General features: G+C 41.8%; 15 protein-coding genes. 7 read left to right on the top strand and 8 right to left on the bottom strand.

The window, feature by feature from the left end:
- Nucleotides 1–46 precede the first annotated feature (46 nt).
- On the top strand, nt 47–805 hold the full coding sequence (dsbG, locus tag FTU98_RS11310) for a thiol:disulfide interchange protein DsbG (RefSeq protein ID WP_004973828.1): 759 nt from the start codon (nt 47–49) through the stop codon (nt 803–805).
- Between the two features lie 109 nt (nt 806–914).
- On the opposite strand, the gene FTU98_RS11305 is transcribed toward dsbG, so the two are convergent.
- Both FTU98_RS11305 and FTU98_RS11300 read right to left on the bottom strand, forming a co-directional pair.
- Nucleotides 915–1,544, bottom strand: coding sequence for a class I SAM-dependent methyltransferase (locus tag FTU98_RS11305; RefSeq protein WP_178319301.1), 630 nt, complete (start codon nt 1,542–1,544; stop codon nt 915–917).
- A gap of 30 nt (nt 1,545–1,574) precedes the next feature.
- On the bottom strand, nt 1,575–1,922 hold the full coding sequence (locus FTU98_RS11300) for a carboxymuconolactone decarboxylase family protein (RefSeq protein WP_004973824.1): 348 nt from the start codon (nt 1,920–1,922) through the stop codon (nt 1,575–1,577).
- 294 nt (nt 1,923–2,216) lie between these two features.
- On the opposite strand from FTU98_RS11300, the gene FTU98_RS11295 reads away from it, so the two are divergent.
- On the top strand, nt 2,217–4,424 hold the full coding sequence (locus tag FTU98_RS11295; RefSeq protein WP_154320753.1) for an OsmC domain/YcaO domain-containing protein: 2,208 nt from the start codon (nt 2,217–2,219) through the stop codon (nt 4,422–4,424).
- Nucleotides 4,425–4,604: 180 nt separating this feature from the next.
- Here FTU98_RS11295 and FTU98_RS11290 read toward each other — a convergent pair whose 3' ends face one another.
- The 4 genes from FTU98_RS11290 to FTU98_RS11275 all read right to left on the bottom strand — a co-directional run bounded on the left by FTU98_RS11290 (nt 4,605) and on the right by FTU98_RS11275 (nt 7,288).
- Nucleotides 4,605–4,919: a DNA-binding transcriptional regulator gene (locus FTU98_RS11290; protein ID WP_004973819.1), complete on the bottom strand. Its 315-nt coding sequence runs from the start codon at nt 4,917–4,919 to the stop codon at nt 4,605–4,607.
- Complete coding sequence (locus tag FTU98_RS11285) at nt 4,916–5,224, bottom strand: transcriptional regulator (protein WP_096902348.1); 309 nt, start codon at nt 5,222–5,224, stop codon at nt 4,916–4,918. The genes FTU98_RS11290 and FTU98_RS11285 overlap by 4 nt, the downstream gene beginning before the upstream one ends.
- A gap of 111 nt (nt 5,225–5,335) precedes the next feature.
- A complete protein-coding gene (locus FTU98_RS11280) occupies nt 5,336–6,631 on the bottom strand; it encodes a Y-family DNA polymerase (protein ID WP_154320752.1) in 1,296 nt (431 codons plus the stop codon).
- A gap of 42 nt (nt 6,632–6,673) precedes the next feature.
- Nucleotides 6,674–7,288, bottom strand: coding sequence for a LexA family transcriptional regulator (locus tag FTU98_RS11275; RefSeq protein WP_096902350.1), 615 nt, complete (start codon nt 7,286–7,288; stop codon nt 6,674–6,676).
- Between the two features lie 198 nt (nt 7,289–7,486).
- Here FTU98_RS11275 and FTU98_RS11270 point away from each other — a divergent pair, with 198 nt between their 5' ends.
- The 3 genes from FTU98_RS11270 to FTU98_RS11260 all read left to right on the top strand — a co-directional run bounded on the left by FTU98_RS11270 (nt 7,487) and on the right by FTU98_RS11260 (nt 9,807).
- The gene (locus FTU98_RS11270; RefSeq protein WP_004973810.1) at nt 7,487–8,068 is read left to right on the top strand and encodes a hypothetical protein; all 582 of its coding nucleotides are present in this window, start codon (nt 7,487–7,489) and stop codon (nt 8,066–8,068) included.
- A gap of 92 nt (nt 8,069–8,160) precedes the next feature.
- Nucleotides 8,161–9,348 (top strand): phosphotransferase enzyme family protein, encoded by a 1,188-nt coding sequence (locus FTU98_RS11265; RefSeq protein ID WP_180051426.1) that lies wholly within the window; start codon nt 8,161–8,163, stop codon nt 9,346–9,348.
- A gap of 294 nt (nt 9,349–9,642) precedes the next feature.
- The gene (locus tag FTU98_RS11260; protein ID WP_178867722.1) at nt 9,643–9,807 is read left to right on the top strand and encodes a hypothetical protein; all 165 of its coding nucleotides are present in this window, start codon (nt 9,643–9,645) and stop codon (nt 9,805–9,807) included.
- Between the two features lie 187 nt (nt 9,808–9,994).
- Here FTU98_RS11260 and FTU98_RS11255 read toward each other — a convergent pair whose 3' ends face one another.
- Both FTU98_RS11255 and FTU98_RS11250 read right to left on the bottom strand, forming a co-directional pair.
- Nucleotides 9,995–10,999, bottom strand: a complete 1,005-nt coding sequence (locus FTU98_RS11255; protein ID WP_179990452.1) for an ABC transporter substrate-binding protein — start codon at nt 10,997–10,999, stop codon at nt 9,995–9,997.
- A gap of 10 nt (nt 11,000–11,009) precedes the next feature.
- Entirely contained in the window at nt 11,010–11,588 is a 579-nt protein-coding gene (locus FTU98_RS11250; RefSeq protein ID WP_070154220.1) for an ANTAR domain-containing response regulator, read from the bottom strand.
- Nucleotides 11,589–12,091: 503 nt separating this feature from the next.
- Between FTU98_RS11250 and nirB the strand changes: the two genes are divergently transcribed.
- Together nirB and nirD are read left to right on the top strand one after the other, a co-directional pair.
- Nucleotides 12,092–14,638 (top strand): nitrite reductase large subunit NirB, encoded by a 2,547-nt coding sequence (nirB, locus tag FTU98_RS11245; protein WP_218948284.1) that lies wholly within the window; start codon nt 12,092–12,094, stop codon nt 14,636–14,638.
- Nucleotides 14,639–14,662: 24 nt separating this feature from the next.
- On the top strand, nt 14,663–16,273 hold the full coding sequence (gene nirD, locus FTU98_RS11240) for a nitrite reductase small subunit NirD (RefSeq protein WP_180051425.1): 1,611 nt from the start codon (nt 14,663–14,665) through the stop codon (nt 16,271–16,273).
- Nucleotides 16,274–16,464: the final 191 nt, after the last annotated feature.

Genomic DNA, 16,464 nt, shown 5'->3' with positions numbered 1-16,464 from the left:
ATTTGAAAGAAAACCCGCCGTGAAGCCAAAATTAAGGACAATCAATATGACATCTAACATCAAAAATAACATGCTGAAACTGGCGATAGGTATGAGTCTTGCCAGTAGTGTGAGTATGCTGCAAGCACAGGACAACCTCAAACAGCACATTGAAAAAGAAGGTTTTAAGTTTGTGCAGCAAATTCAGGCACCTGCACAAATGACAGGTTGGGCAGGGCATATTGAACAAAGTCCTGCGACAGTGTTTATTTCCAATGATCAGAAATACTATATTGTAGGCACTTTGTTTGATGCACAAGGCAATAATTTAACCGTCGATGCTTTAGACCGTTATGTGAAAAAGTCGGTACTTGAAGATGTGTGGCAAAGTCTGGAACACGCTACTTGGATTCAGGATGGGCAAACCAGTGCTGAAAAAATTGTCTACGTGTTTTCAGACCCGAATTGTCCGTATTGCCATACCTTTTGGAAGCAGGCACGTCCGTGGGTAGAATCTGGCAAAGTTCAGTTAAGACATATTATTGTGGCGGTGATCCGACCTGAAAGCAAAGGGCAGGCCGCGACTTTATTAATGGCGAAAAACCCACAGCAGACCTTTAATGCGTTCCATCGTCAATACGGACAAAAAAAGCTGATCGAGCAAAAAACTGTGCCTGTACATGTAGAAAAAACCTTAGAACAGAATCAGGCACTGATGGATAAATACGAGTTCTTTGCCACACCTGTTGTGCTTTGGAAAAATAAACAGGGCGAATTACAGTCGGTACAAGGAATGCCAAAATCTATGAAAGATGTGTTTGAGTGATTTTAAAAATTTCCGAGCAAATATCTAACTGAATATTCAAATCTAAAGCGCAAAAAAGCTTGCTCTAATTGCATTGGAGCAAGCTTTTTGGTGTAAAAGATTCAGTCTTTTATTTCTGAATACGAATCGCAAATTGAATGACGTGGGATTTGCCCTGATGCAGTTTGCCTTCTGAGCGTTCTACATCGCCCACAAAGAAATGAATCAGATGATCGTGTTTAAAATGGCTTAAAAACTCGATAGGATCGTACAGCATTTCTACTGCACGTGGGCCGCCCGTTTTATATTCTAGCTGACGAGTAGAATACAGCTCACCAACAAATAAACCGCCGTTGACCAAAGTTTCGCGCACGCCATTTAACACTTTTTGCTGTGTTTCAGGGTTAAAGTGACCAAATACGCAAATCACGTTGTCATATTGATTCGCTGGCCAATTCACCTGACTTAAATCTTGCTTTCGTGTATTTAGACTTAAACCACGTTGCTGTGCATAGCCTTGGGCCTTATCTAAAGCAACTTGCGAGTAGTCCCACAAATCTGCTTCAAATGCTTGCCCATTGGCTTGTGCCAAAGCGGCCAAATATAACAAGTTACGACCTTCACCTTCGGCCAAGCCCAAAGTTTTGCCGTGAATAGACAGTTTTTGCGTAATGTCCTGAATGAACGCATTGGCTTGTTCACCATAAATATGGTCATGTTGGCTGTAGCGTTCATCCCATTCATTATGGATATTTAACATAGTTTCGACTCGGTAAATAATTTGATGCTGTTATTCGGCTGTAGATGGAGAAAACTCTTTAAATGCTGCCACGGCGTTTGCGGCATACATGAGTGATGGGCCACCGCCCATATAAACAGCAATACCTAAAATTTCATTCAATTCTTCAAAAGTCATGCCCATTTTGACCAAAGTTCTGACGTGAAAACCGATACAACCATCACAGCGTTGTGCCACACCAATTGCAAGCGCAATAAACTCTTTGGTTTTGGCATCAATTACGCCGTCTTTCATCGCAACTTGTGATAGGGCATTAAAACTTTTAAGTAAATCGGGAGATTGTTCTTTAATGGATTTGATATTAGACGAAATTTCAGCAGTGAGTTCGGTATATTTCATGTTGTTTCACCATCAAGCAGATTAGAACCTAAAGACAATATACCATACATTTAAATATATTATGTTTGTGTATATTAATTAGCAACTTTGCTTAAATTCAGTAAATCTGTATTTATAGCATTATCAATTCACCCAAATCACTTTATAATGTTGCCGCATATTCTTGAGTCGCTGTTAAATAGTTGCGATGACTTCAAACCTCATTTTTTAAGTCTTATTCTCCCTCTTGATTCGGCTTATAAATCAATATTTTATAATTTTGTGTCTGAGTAGGCACATACAATAGGTGCCTGCATGGAAATTAAAGTCAATTATTTAGACAACTTGCGTCTTGAAGCTAAATTTGACGATTTTACCGTCATTGCCGATCAGCCCATCCGTTATAAAGGCGATGGTTCTGCGCCAGGCCCATTTGATTATTTCCTTGCGTCATCTGCATTGTGTGCTGCGTATTTCGTGAAGGTTTATTGCCAATCACGTGATATTCCAACCGATAATATCCGCTTATCTCAAAACAATATTGTCGATCCTGAAAACCGTTATAAACAGATTTTTAAAATTCAGGTGGAATTGCCTGCAGATATTTCTGAAAAAGACCGTCAGGGGATTTTACGTTCTATTGACCGTTGTACCGTAAAGAAAGTCGTGCAAACAGGCCCTGAGTTTGTGATTGAGCAAGTCGAAAGCATTGATGCCGATGCACAAGCTTTGCTGATGCCGAACTTGACTTCATCTCAAGCGACTTTTATTGCTGGTAAAGATTTACCGCTTGAAGAAACTATTGCCAATATGTCGGGTATTTTGGCAGGTTTGGGCATGAAAATTGAGATTGCCTCATGGCGTAATATCGTGCCAAATGTCTGGTCATTACATATTCGTGATGCGCAATCGCCAATGTGTTTTACCAATGGTAAAGGCGCAACCAAAGAAAGTGCATTAGCATCTGCTTTGGGTGAATTCATTGAACGTTTGAACTGTAACTTCTTCTATAACGATCAGTTCTGGGGTGAAGAGATTGCCAATGCCGAATTTGTGCATTATCCAAATGAAAAATGGTTTAAGCCTGGCCCAAATGGTGAATTGCCTAAAGAAATTTTAGATGAATATTGCTTAGAAATTTATGATCCTGAAGATGAGTTGCTGGGCACACATTTATATGACACCAACTCAGGCAATACTGAACGTGGTATTTGTTCATTGCCATTTGTGCGTCAATCCGATGGTGAAACGGTATATTTCCCATCAAATTTAATTGAAAACTTATATTTAAGTAACGGGATGAGTGCAGGTAACACGCTTGCAGAAGCTCAAGTGCAGTGTTTATCTGAAATTTTTGAACGTGCAGTGAAGCGTGAAATTATTCAGGAAGAAATGAGCCTGCCTGATGTACCGCAAGAAGTTTTGGCAAAATATCCAAGTATTGTGGCAGGTATTCAGGCTTTAGAAGAACAAGGTTTCCCAGTATTGGTGAAAGATGCGTCTTTAGGCGGTCAATTCCCTGTCATGTGTGTGACCTTAATGAACCCGCGTACAGGCGGTGTTTTTGCTTCATTTGGTGCACATCCAAACTTTAAAGTCGCTTTAGAGCGCAGCTTAACTGAACTATTGCAAGGGCGTAGTTTTGAAGGTTTAAATGATTTACCACAGCCGACCTTTAGCACGAATGCGGTAACTGAGCCGAATAACTATGTTGAACACTTTATTGATTCTAGTGGTGTAGTGTCTTGGCGTTTCTTTAGCGCGCAGGCAGACCATGAATTTGTAGAGTGGGATTTCACCAACAATGGTCAATATAGCAATGTCGAAGAAGCTGAGGCTTTATTTGCGATTTTAGAAGAAATGGGCAAAGAATCCTATATGGCGATTTATGAACATTTAGGTGCAACTGCTTGCCGAATTTTAGTCCCTGATTATTCAGAAGTGTATTTGGTAGAAGACCTGATTTGGGATAATACCAATAAAGCTTTGCTGTACCGTGAAGACGTTTTAAATCTGCACCGTTTGGATGATGAGCAACTTGAAGCTTTAGTTGAGCGTTTGGAAGAATGTGAGCTAGATGACTATACCGAAATCAAAACCTTAATTGGCATTGAATTTGATGACAATACCGTTTGGGGGCAGCTCACCATCCTCGAATTAAAACTGTTGATTTATTTGGCATTAGAACAGTTTGAAGAAGCTAAAGATTTAGTCGAAGCATTCTTACAATACAACACCAATACCGTAGAACGTGGCTTGTTCTATCAATGTATGAATGTCGTGCTTGAAGTTATTTTAGATGATGAAATGGATATTGCCGATTATGCTGTCAATTTCCGCCGTATGTTTGGCAATGAACGTATGGATGCAGTCATGGGTTCTGTTGAAGGCACAGTACGTTTCTATGGTCTAACCGAAACCAATATGCAGCTTGAAGGTTTAGATCGTCATTTACGTTTAATCGACAGCTACAAAAAACTGCATAAAGCACGTGCCAAGTTTGTTGGGCTGAATAAAGACTAATCTTGCAGAAGTAGAACGCTGTTCTGATTTGAATCACCGTCCAAGAAAAAGACTCGGCTTTAAAAGTCCGAGTCAGGTATTATAGCAACAACATGGTGTTGCATTTCAAATGCTATCTAAGATTTGCTGTTGCTATAGGAAAGGCAAAATAATAACCCTCGTTGTTGAGGGCTATTTCATTTAAGCGAGATGGTCACGAACAAATTGAGGATCTAAAATAAACAATTTAATCAGTGATTGAGCTGCTCCTGAAGGTCTTCTAACACCTTGCTCCCAAGATTCCAATGTACGTTTAGAGATACCTAAAATTTTAGCAAATTGATCTTGAGTGAGTTCAGACTTTCTTCGTGCTAAAGCAACATCTGTTTCATTGATCACAGTTTTTCTTGCTGCGTTATTAGCAAGCATTTGTTTAACGCCTTCTAATAATTCAACATTTAAGTCTCGTTTTGCTTCTCGAGCTTCCAATTCTTTGTCACTTAATAAACGACTCATTTCAGTAACTCCGCTAATTGTCTAAGTGTCTTTTTCTCAAGTTGGGTAATTGTGTCTTTACTATATAAGGTCAATAACCAAATTTCGCCATTTGCTAAACGGTTGTAATAAATTACACGAACACCACCTTGTTTACCTTTACTCTTTCCACCCCATCGAATTTTACGAACGCCGCCAGTACCAGGTTCTACATCTCCTGCTGTAGGGTTCTCGGCAATGAAAATTTTAAAGTCATTGTATTGTTCTTCAGTCCAATAGTAGGGATATTCATTGGTAAAAAAAGTAGTCTCACAGATGGTATACATCAAACACCTTTATACTACTTTGTAGTGTTTAATTGTATACTACTTTGTAGTACTTTTAAGCATTAAATTAGGTCTCATATTGTGAGCTTTTTTAGCCCAATCAAATCACTGCTAATCACCAAGCGCCAATAAACCTTCCCAGCTAAAATAATTCGGGCTTAAATGGCTGCGCTGCATCGCCCAAGTTCGACCTTGCAATTTACATGCTCCAATGGCGAGTTTTTGCACACCAAATTTATTTTTCACGGTATCCAACACTTGCTGTAATTGTTCCTGTTTTTCAATGGCGTCAGTATCTGTAAGCAGGTCGTGAATATAGCTTTGTTTGGGTTCAAGTCCCGTTAAAATCACACCACATTTTTTAAAGGCAATCCCTTCCTGAAATAGCGTTGTCACATGCTTCATCATGGCTTTGTTCATGAGCAAAGCAGAATCTGTTGGCTCATTGAAAGCAATAGTGACCGATTGATTGTAAAAAACTTGGCGCGGATCAAAACGGTTAGATTGCGCAAAAATGATCATACAACCACATAAACTTTTTTCAGCTCTGAGCCTTTGCACAGCAGATTGTAAATAATCGCTCAAAGCTTCTGAAAGCGCATGAATATCTGTTACACGCTGCCCAAAAGAACGTGAGCTGATGATTTGCTGCTTACTTACGGTATTGTGCTCCAGTTCAATACATGCTGTACCTGTGAGTTCAAGAATGGTTTTTTTCATCAAAATAGAAAATTGGCGCTCCATTTGGTCTGGATTGCTTGTTGCTAGATCAAATACAGAACGGATACCCAATGATTGTAATTTTTTAGCGTTTTTGCGTCCCACACCCCAGACTTCAGCGGCATCAATGTGTTGAAACAAGGCTTCTTTGCTGCATAAATCCATATCCAGTAAATTACATACGCCGTTGAAATAGCGGTTTCGCTTAGCAAGATGATTGGCTAGTTTGGCTTCAGTTTTACTTTGACCAATACCAACACAAACAGGAAGAGCCAGCCATTTCCACAAGGTTGTTTTAATTTCCTGTGCAAGTGCGTTTAAATCGCGCTGAGAATATGAACTCAACTCAATAAAAGTTTCATCAATCGAATAAATTTCAACATCTTTGGCACTGACAAATTCTTGAATAATATTATTAAAACGTCTGGACATTTCTGCATAGAGCGCATAATTACTTGAAAAGACCGCAACATCATGTTGTTGAATTAATTCTTGAACTTGGTAAAAGGGCACAGCCATTTTAATGCCAAGTCGTTTGGCTTCTTCGGAACGTGACACCACGCAGCCATCGTTATTGGAAAGCACCACCACAGGACGATGATTCAGGTGTGGTTGAAACAACCGCTCACAGCTCACATAACAATTATTAATGTCAATGAGCGCAAAAACTTGCTCTAAAGCTTTCATGACTATTCTACTTATTCGGCTTTTTTATGCGTTATTGTGGGTTTAAACCATCAGGTTTTTTAAATTCCACGTGACCACGGCAAACACTTCAAAAGTTTGCCCATCTTTCAGGTAAATGCTGTCGTAGTCGGGGCTTTCTGCCTTGAGCCAAGCTTCGGGCAAAGTGGCAGGGTCGTAGTCTTCACCAAAATGTTCGGCCAATTCACTTTTAGACATTTTGGCTGTAATCATCAAGCGTTTAATAGTCAGGTCTTTTTGGTCGATTAATGCAACCACAATGCTGCGGTGTTTGGCTTCTTTACTGCGATCTACCAGTACAATATCGCCGTATTCAAGCCCTGCATTCACCATAGAGGTGGTGCGTACCACATTTAAAAAGGTCGCATTTTCATTGGAAATGAGATATTCATTCAGATCAATATTTTTATCAATATAGTCTTGAGCAGGCGAAGGAAAACCTGCAGGAATGGATTCTATTGTTACGGGAAGATGCAGCGTTTTTCTTTTAGCAAGCGCTTGAAAATCATGCTGATTCAGCAATTCAATTTGTTCAAGCAGGGCATTCAGGCTAGGGCTGGGTTTACCATCGCTGCCCATGATTTTTTGTAATGACGCCCAAGCAGCGTCAGAGAAGTAAATAGGTAACTTCTTAGACATGAGATTACTCCTACGCAACGAGGCGTGTTTGAAGTGAAATTTGATGTGTTGATAGCATAGCTGAAAACATGATTAAGATTCAATCTACGTGGATAATTGATTGCTAGATATAGATCACACTCTACGATTGCATAGCTATACAAACACAAGCCTTTCCGTTAGGATTTTTCTATCGCAGCAGCATATTTAGAGATTGGCATGCATATTGTTGAAGACATTTATTTAACGAAAGAAGAAGTTGAATCTTTACTGTTGGGATTAATCAATTCACAACTTGAACCTGAGTTTTTAATGCAGGATTTCATTAAACATCAGGTCTGGTCTTTGGCTGAATATTTTAAGCAAAATACTGAACATGAAATTGATTTTGCGCAAATCAGTTGCCCGATTAAAGTCAAAGCGGAATATCAAAATCATCGTTTAAAACGTCATTTTCTGGTTGAGTTTCATCTGACCACCACACCTTTTTTTAATTATGAGCCAGAAGAAAATAGCGTGGCTTACTCCTACATGATGAAAGATTTTTATCTGACCGATATTATTTTTTATGATGCCTATACGGGTGAAAATTTGCAGGCTTGGATGCAAAAAAGATTCGTGATTTTGCAGGGTGAACGTGAAATAGAAGTGAATTCATTGTCATGGTATGCAGATTACAATTTGCCGCAAGTTACACAAAATATGGTGTCTTTTGTGAGTGAAGCTGCTTATGACACAGGTTTAGATCAGATTGTAGATGAAGTGAATTTGCGTTTACGACAAGCCAAGACCGTTAATTAAATAGCTATCATCTATCTAAAAAATGATTATTTGAGATGGATGGCAGGGAATATACGATTACACAATGCTGATCAGGTTAAGGAATATCGAAAATGACCACAATCACACATGATTTAGGTCATGGCATGGGGAATGACTGGGAATATAAAGATTGGGCACATCTGACTGTCTCAGAATTACACAACCTGCAACCGTATTACCCATGCTTGCAAGGGGGTATTCAAATTCTGTGGTGCAGTCCGCGCCCATTTTCATCAGCCGCAGTGATTGAAGTCACGCAGGATGCAGTCAGTACAGATAAAATAGGAAGTCGCTCGTATTTCATTAAACGCAGTCATCGTTCATTTCGTAATGCGCAAGATATTTTGCAAGAGCATGCTTTTTTGCGACATTTAGCCAGTAAAAACATTCCTGTTGCGACATTAATTGCCTCGAATTGCGGACTGACCGCTTTAGAAATGGGCGACTGGACTTATGAAGTCTACGAAAAAGCAGCAGGTTTTGACTTATATGTCGATCAGCAATCTTGGACGCCGTTTTTCTATACAGAACATGCTGCAAAAGTGGGAAGTTTGCTTGCCAAATTGCATGTCGCCATGCAGGATTTTCCTGAGTTACATGGCAGATCGGCGCGTTATTTAGTATCAAATCAGCAGCTTTTAGAAAGTGAAAATATTGTAACGGCTATTCAGCAACGTATTCAAAATAGCCCTGAATTGAGCCGTTATTTTGCCGATAAAAACTTAGACGCCGTTTTTTTAGAGCGTGTATCTCAGACGCATCATAAAATTAAGCATATATTGCAGCAGACCACTAAAATTTGGACGCATAATGATTTGCATGCTTCTAATCTGTTTTGGTCTACGCAAAGTGCCGATGCCAATATTACCGCGGTGATTGATTTTGGCTTATCGGATCGAAATTCAGCGCTTTATGATCTTGCGGTAACGATTGAGCGTAACTTTATAGATTGGTTAGCTTTAGAACATACATTACAAATCAATATTGACGAAGCGGGTTTAAGCGCGTTTTTACAGGCGTATTTTGCAGAAATACATCCGCAACAAGACTTTAGCATTTTGCCAGAACTGCTAAAAATTGTGCATTTGGATTTCGCATTTTCAGAGCTTGAATATTTTGTCGGGATTACCCAAAACCTGAAACATGCCGATGCTGCTTATTATGATTGGATTGTTGGACATGTAAATTGGTTTTTTGCAGAGCAAGGACAGCAATTTACCCAGACTTTTACTCGATTAATTCAACGCGAATTGTCATAATCTGCACAGCTAAATGCCTCAAGCATCACTACTTTTTTAATGCAAGATTTTATATGTACAATTGTAAATTCAAACAGAATATATTCACTGCGCCTTTAAAAATCTTCATTCTGTCATCGCTGTGTTGGGTACCTTGGGTTGATGCAGAAAATGGTATTCAATAATTTGATACGATTGTCATCACAGCCAATGAAACCACGCCGTATTTTAGTTTTACAGTAAAGACTGAGGGTTTGGGTACAGATTGTTTACAAAAAGCGCCTGCCTCTATTTCTGTTATTACTGCAGATGCGATTGTCGATCAATTTAATTTATGGTTTGAATGTACAACATAGCTCTGCTGCTGGAACAGGAGTACATTTAGAAATATTTCAACTGCCAATCATCACTATAACTGCTGAAAAGCAGGATGAACGTCATTCTCCATCTCAAGCGATTACACAGTTCAACCACAATTGACTAGGTCTTAATTGAGAAGTGTCCGTTTTAATTGGGGGCTATTACACAACATCAATTCACTGACAACCTAAGTGTTAATGCTAACTGAACCGTACTGGGTTTACAACAGGCATTCAGCTAAATAAAACGTTAAATCTAAAAGACCCAAAATTTTTCTGGGTCTTTTTTTATGAGAATAGATAATATTTTAAACAACGGTCACTTCTTGCTGATAAATACAGGATTGCGCAATCTGTTTTTTTTTGGCTGCGGTCATTTCAATATTTTCCCATTTATCCATCTGCTGCAGGAGCCAGATAAAATCATCGACTTTCGGTTCGGCACTTTCCCCAACAAAATTCCGGATGATATTCTTAATCTTGTAAAAGTCATAGACATGCCGCTGGGCGGAACATTCAAACTGAATAATCTGATAGTCTACCAGCATGTCCCATACTTCTGATAAATCACTGCACTGCTTTAAATCATCCTGCGCTTTTTGTACTGCCTTGACCACTGCCTCTACAGTAAATGGATGCTGTTCTGCCCATTCCTGGGTCATGGCTAAGACTTTATCGGCAACTTTTGGAATGACATTCTGGCTCGCCGCAACGATAAAACTATAGCCTTCAAGTTTGGCCTGAATATTCCAGGGTTCTCCCACGCAAAAACCATCAAATACCTGTTCTGCGATTCCTTTTACCATGGAAGGCGGTGGAGAGGTCATCAGCTGGATATTCTTGGCCAGTTGTAGATCGGTTAGCGCCAACCATTCTTTTAAGCAGTAATGGTGAATCGAATATTTATAGACATAGGCCAGATTGATGGGATGATCCTGTTGTAAAGCCAGTACCAGTTTCCTTGAGGTACTTTTTTCATCATCCCCTGGCTGGATGCCGAGTTCATAACACAGATCTTGGCGCAGGCTAATAAAAGCCTGATTCACGCTCAGTACTAGAGGGGTTTGTAAAGTTACCTGTAACTGGTCTGTGCCCAAGGCAGCAGCGGGCAACATGGCGGACAGACAATGTGCAGCATCCAGAAAGCCATAGGCCAAACGGTCACGCAAACTTGACCAGGAGGCTTCACGGATTAAATTGATGGTTAATCCTTGCTCGGAAAAATACCCCTGTTTTTCGGCCCAGAGAATGGCAACACAATCAAGTAAAGGAATATAGCCAATATTGAGTTCAGTTTTTTCTAATGTGGACATATGCTTTTCCTTATTGGCCCAATAACAGCTTCTGTGCATCCAGTAAGCGTCTGGCCATTTCACCAATGGTAATCCGGTGACTCATGGCATTTTTACGCAATAAAGCAAAGGCTTGTTCTTCCGTTAATGCATGTAGCTGGATGAGCAGTGCTTTGGCTTTATCAATATCTTTACGATCAATCAGCTTGTCCTGGGTTTCTTTTAAATCATTCAGCAGCTTTTTATGCTTGCGAAACTGTTCAATTGAAATTTCCAGAATGCTTTCTAGTTTGGTGGGATCAATACCATCGACAATATAAGCCGTGATTCCGGCATCAATCGCACTTTTGATGGTGTCTTTATTGGAGTTCTGGGTAAACAGCACGGTCGGAAGTTCATATTGGCTGACGCAGCTTTCAATAATATCCCGATGTGGATGATCCATATTCAGCAGAATCACATCGGCATGAATGCCTTTGACATGCACCATATTCAGGTCATTCAGGATGAGACAGGCCACCACCTGAAAATCATGTAAAAGCAGGGATTCCTGGATAAATTGAGCGCGCTCCAGATCATCATCAATAAGAGCTATTCGTAATTTGGACATGGAATATTTTCAAGTAAGGCCTAAGGAATATTCAAGCACGAATAAAGCAAAAAACATGCCATTAAATTGGTGCATAAAATTCTATTTTTCTGTTCAATTTAGTGCATAGCTTTAGGGATTTCAGCTGATGGCTGATCAAAATGAAGCGTTTAGGTAGATCATCTGCCTGAAACAAGGCATTTTTCTATTAAAAAAGTTGGCACGGTTTCTGCATTTATTAAATCGTCAAAGATGACTTTCAATACTAACAACGGCCAACGATGTCCGTTCTGATCGTAATTGCACTTTCAAGGAGTGTGATTGGTATTTCGTTCAGCACAGGATAAATGACATGGTCAGTTGTTCAGCAATACAAAACGCACAAGCGTTTCAACCCTTCCTCCAGCATTACAAAGTGCTGGGTCGCGGTATTTACAACATATTCAATCAGCAGACATATCAATGCCTAGACGTGATATGTGGCTTTTTATCATCTTTAAAAAAACAATAGTTGGAGTGCAGATATGAAAATTCTCATGATTGGGCATGGCATGGTGGGGCATAAATTCATCGAATCTGTACTGGAACAGGCCGGTGATGACATTGAGCTGACCATTTTGGCAGAAGAGCCACATTTAGCTTATGACCGGGTACATTTGACCGAATATTTCAGCGGCAAGTCGGTCAAGGATTTGAGTCTGTGTCGTAGTGATTTTGCCGATGCTTATGGCATTGATTTGCGACTTAATACTAAAGCGGTTGAAATTGATCAGCTCCATAAAACCGTCACCACCAGCCAGGGTGATGTGCTGAGTTTTGACAAGTTGATTCTCGCTACCGGTTCTTATGCCTTTGTGCCACCAATCCCGGGCAATGACCGTCAGAATTGCTTTGTTTATCGTACCATTGAAGATCTGGATGCCATTCGTGCAGCCAGTCTGAATGCCAAAACTGGCGTAGTGATTGGCGGCGGCTTGCTAGGGCTGGAAGCAGCGAAAGCCCTGCGAGATCTGAATCTGGAAACCCATGTCGTAGAATTTGCTCCGCGTCTGATGGCGGTGCAGATTGATGATCTGGGCGGCCAGATACTGCGCTCTAAAATTGAAGACCTGGGTGTCAAGGTACATACTCAAAAGGCCACGTCAAGTATTGAAGATGGTGACAGCACTCAGCATGTAATGAAGTTCGGAGATGGTTCGGTGCTTGAAACCGATATCATCCTGTTCTCGGCCGGCATTCGTCCGCGTGATGAACTGGCGCGCCAAAGTGGTTTACTGATTGGTGAGCGTGGCGGCATTATCATTAATGATTATTGCCAAACCTCACATCCGGACATTTATGCGATTGGTGAATGTGCACTTTGGGACAATAAAATTTATGGTCTGGTTGCACCAGGCTATGACATGGCGCGGATCGCGGCAAAACATGTCCTAGGCCAAGAAAGTCATGCATTCGCTGGTGCGGACATGAGTACCAAGCTCAAACTGATGGGCGTGGATGTTGCTTCTATTGGTGATGCACATGCCATGTCCCCAGGTGCTTTGAGCTATTTCTATGCTGATGAAGCCGCGCAGGTTTATAAAAAAATCGTGGTGTCAGCAGATAAGACCAGGCTGCTGGGCGCGGTGCTGGTGGGCTGTGCTAAAGAATATAGTGATCTCCTGCAAATGATGCTGAATGGTCTGGCTGTACCGGAGCAACCGGAAAGCCTGATCATGCCGGGCTTTGATCAGTCAACCTCCAAATCAGGTGGTAGTGGTGTCGATTTATTGCCTGACAGTGCGACCATCTGTTCCTGTAATAACGTTTCCAAAGCTGATATCTGTTCAGCCATTGATGGCGGTGCAACTTCATTGGGTGCGCTGAAAAAATGCACGCAGGCTGCAACGGCATGTGGTGGCTGTGCGCCACTGGTAACGCAGGTTCTCAAATCTGAATTACAGCGTCAGGGTGTCACGGTGAACAATCACCTGTGTGAACACTTTGCCTATTCACGTCAGGAACTGTATCACCTGGTACGCGTGCATGAGATCAAGACATTCTCTGACCTGATTCAGCAACATGGGCACGGCATGGGCTGTGATATCTGCAAACCGACTGTAGCCAATATTCTGGCATCTTGCTGGAATGATTTTGTGCTAAAACCAAGTCATGCCGGTTTGCAGGATAGCAACGACTATTACTTGGGCAATATCCAGAAAGATGGTTCTTATTCGATTGTGCCACGTGTTGCAGGCGGCGAAATTACCCCGGATGGCCTGATTACCATCGGTCAGATCGCCAAAGATTATGGTCTATATACCAAAATCACAGGCGGACAACGAATTGACATGTTTGGTGCACAGGTACATCAGCTGCCTGAAATCTGGGAAAAACTGATCAATGCCGGTTTCGAGTCCGGACATGCCTACGGCAAATCCTTACGTACGGTGAAATCTTGTGTGGGCAGTACCTGGTGCCGTTTCGGAGTCGATGATTCTGTCGGCTTGGCGATTTTCCTGGAGAATCGTTATAAAGGCCTGCGTTCACCACATAAAACCAAAATGGCAGTATCTGGCTGTACCCGTGAATGTGCAGAAGCACAGAGCAAGGATGTCGGTGTCATTGCCACCGAAAAAGGCTGGAATCTATATGTATGTGGCAATGGCGGTATGAAACCGCGCCATGCTGAACTACTTGCCTCGGATCTGGATACTTCCACACTGATCAAATATATCGACCGCTTCTTTATGTTCTATATCCAGACAGCAGATCGTCTGCAACGCACCAGCGTATGGCGTGACAATATGGAAGGTGGGCTGGACTATCTGAAAGATGTCATTGTGCATGATTCACTGGGTATTGCTGGTGAACTGGAAAGCCGTATGCAGCATGTGATTGGCACTTATCAGGATGAATGGCGCACCGCGATTGAAGATCCTGAAGTACGCAAACGCTTTAAGACTTTTATCAATGCCAAAGCAGCTGAGCAGAATGACCCGAATATTCAGTTTACGCCTGTACGTGGCCAGATTCGTCCAAAGACAGAAGCTGAACGTGATTTAAACCGTATTCCAGTGGTTGAAGCCTAAATACCACAGTCAGGGAGAATGAAAATGACAATTTTAAAAGACATGAACGAACTGAACTGGTACGAAGTCTGCAATCTGGATGAGATTACCCCGAATACCGGTGTGGCAGCCCTGATTGAAGATCAGCAGATTGCAATTTTTCGCGTGGGTCAGGAACAGCGGGTGTATGCACTCAGCAATCAAGATCCATTTAGTCTGGCCAATGTCATGGCACGTGGCATTCTGGGTGATCTGCAAGGTGAGCGTGTAGTCGCATCCCCAATTTATAAGCAGCATTTCAGTCTGGTGACCGGCCGTTGTCTGGAAGAGCAAAACCAGAAATTACTGGTATTTCCAACCCGAATTGAAAATGGCAAAGTTCTGGTGAGTCCGACTCCACAAAAGACCTATATTTCCAGTAATGGTCAGAACACAGAGCGTTTAAAACTGGTACTGGTCGGAAATGGGCTGGCGGGCATGCGCTGTCTGGAAGACTTGCTGGATATGGCGCCAGATCGTTATGACATTACCGTGATTGGGGAAGAGCCATGGGGCAATTACAATCGGATCATGTTGTCACCGGTATTGTCTGGTGAGAAAAGCTTTGCCGAAATTATGCTGCATTCAGCCGACTGGTATGCTGAAAAAGGCATTCGATTCATTGCTGGGGATGCTGCCATCGCTATCGACCGTTCGCGTAAACAGGTCCACACCCAAAAAGGCGAAGTCGTTGCTTATGATCGTCTGATCCTCGCTACTGGTTCCAAACCCTTTATACCACCAATTTCAGGTGCTGAACTTGAAGGCGTGATTAGCTTCCGGGATATTCAGGATGTTAACCACATGCTGGATTACTGCAAAACCAAGCAAAATGCCGTCGTGATTGGAGGTGGGTTGCTGGGTCTAGAAGCAGCTTATGGACTGAAGCAGCAGGGGATGAATGTAACTGTGCTGCATCTGATGGACCGTATTATGGATCGTCAACTGGATATGAAAGCCAGTCAAATGCTGAAAAAATCAATTGAAGATAAAGGCATTCGAATCATCACTGAAGCCAACACCGAAGAGCTGCTCGGTATAGACGGCCACGTGACTCAACTGCGTTTAAAAGACGGGACAGTGCTGGATGCTGATTTGGTAGTTTTTGCCGTCGGGATTCGACCAAATAAAACTCTGGCTGAACAGGCTGGCTTGCGCTGCAATCGTGGAGTACTGGTGAATGACACCATGCAAACCTATGACCCGAGTATTTATGCAGTGGGTGAATGTATTGAGCATCGTGGTCAGACCTTTGGATTGGTTGAACCCCTATGGGGACAAGCCTTTATCTGTGCGACGCATCTGGCTGAACATGGCCGACTGACCTTTAAGGCACCGACTGTTCCGACCCAACTCAAGGTCAGTGGATGTGATGTCTTCTCGGCCGGAAATTTTGAACCTCAGGATGATTTTGAAGATATCGTGCTGAATGATGAAAAACGTCAGATTTATAAACGGATCATCATCCAGCAGGAAAAAGTCATTGGTGCGGTGCTATTTGGCGATACTGAAGATGGGGCTTGGTATGCAGAACTGATTGCGGACCAGACACCAATTAGCAATATCCGCAGCAAACTGCTTTTTGGTCGGGATTTTGCATTCAAAAAGGCAGGGTAATCGGATAAATCTCCTCCAACCCCTCTTGGATAAAGAGGGGAACCTCCCTCCTTTGCTAAAGGAGGCATAGGTATCTACACATCTTTAAGTACCTAGTGCAATGGTTGCGATTTCATTCAGTTCATCTATTGAATATTCTGAGAGCAGTTGAAGAGTATTTAGTAAAATCGAGAGTCCTGCCAATATGGCAG

The sequence above is a fragment of the Acinetobacter sp. YH12211 genome (assembly GCF_013418015.1).
Taxonomy (GTDB): Bacteria; Pseudomonadota; Gammaproteobacteria; order Pseudomonadales; family Moraxellaceae; genus Acinetobacter; species Acinetobacter towneri.
Note: the sequence above shows the minus strand (reverse complement) of the source record. Positions and strands in the feature narration are given on the sequence as shown.

Coding starts and splice junctions, on each gene's coding strand:
- dsbG (WP_004973828.1), top strand. CDS start 47: ATGACATCTAACATCAAAAATAACATGCTGAAACTGGCGATAGGTATG.
- FTU98_RS11305 (WP_178319301.1), bottom strand. CDS start 1,544: ATGTTAAATATCCATAATGAATGGGATGAACGCTACAGCCAACATGAC.
- FTU98_RS11300 (WP_004973824.1), bottom strand. CDS start 1,922: ATGAAATATACCGAACTCACTGCTGAAATTTCGTCTAATATCAAATCC.
- FTU98_RS11295 (WP_154320753.1), top strand. CDS start 2,217: ATGGAAATTAAAGTCAATTATTTAGACAACTTGCGTCTTGAAGCTAAA.
- FTU98_RS11290 (WP_004973819.1), bottom strand. CDS start 4,919: ATGAGTCGTTTATTAAGTGACAAAGAATTGGAAGCTCGAGAAGCAAAA.
- FTU98_RS11285 (WP_096902348.1), bottom strand. CDS start 5,224: ATGTATACCATCTGTGAGACTACTTTTTTTACCAATGAATATCCCTAC.
- FTU98_RS11280 (WP_154320752.1), bottom strand. CDS start 6,631: ATGAAAGCTTTAGAGCAAGTTTTTGCGCTCATTGACATTAATAATTGT.
- FTU98_RS11275 (WP_096902350.1), bottom strand. CDS start 7,288: ATGTCTAAGAAGTTACCTATTTACTTCTCTGACGCTGCTTGGGCGTCA.
- FTU98_RS11270 (WP_004973810.1), top strand. CDS start 7,487: ATGCATATTGTTGAAGACATTTATTTAACGAAAGAAGAAGTTGAATCT.
- FTU98_RS11265 (WP_180051426.1), top strand. CDS start 8,161: ATGACCACAATCACACATGATTTAGGTCATGGCATGGGGAATGACTGG.
- FTU98_RS11255 (WP_179990452.1), bottom strand. CDS start 10,999: ATGTCCACATTAGAAAAAACTGAACTCAATATTGGCTATATTCCTTTA.
- FTU98_RS11250 (WP_070154220.1), bottom strand. CDS start 11,588: ATGTCCAAATTACGAATAGCTCTTATTGATGATGATCTGGAGCGCGCT.
- nirB (WP_218948284.1), top strand. CDS start 12,092: ATGAAAATTCTCATGATTGGGCATGGCATGGTGGGGCATAAATTCATC.
- nirD (WP_180051425.1), top strand. CDS start 14,663: ATGACAATTTTAAAAGACATGAACGAACTGAACTGGTACGAAGTCTGC.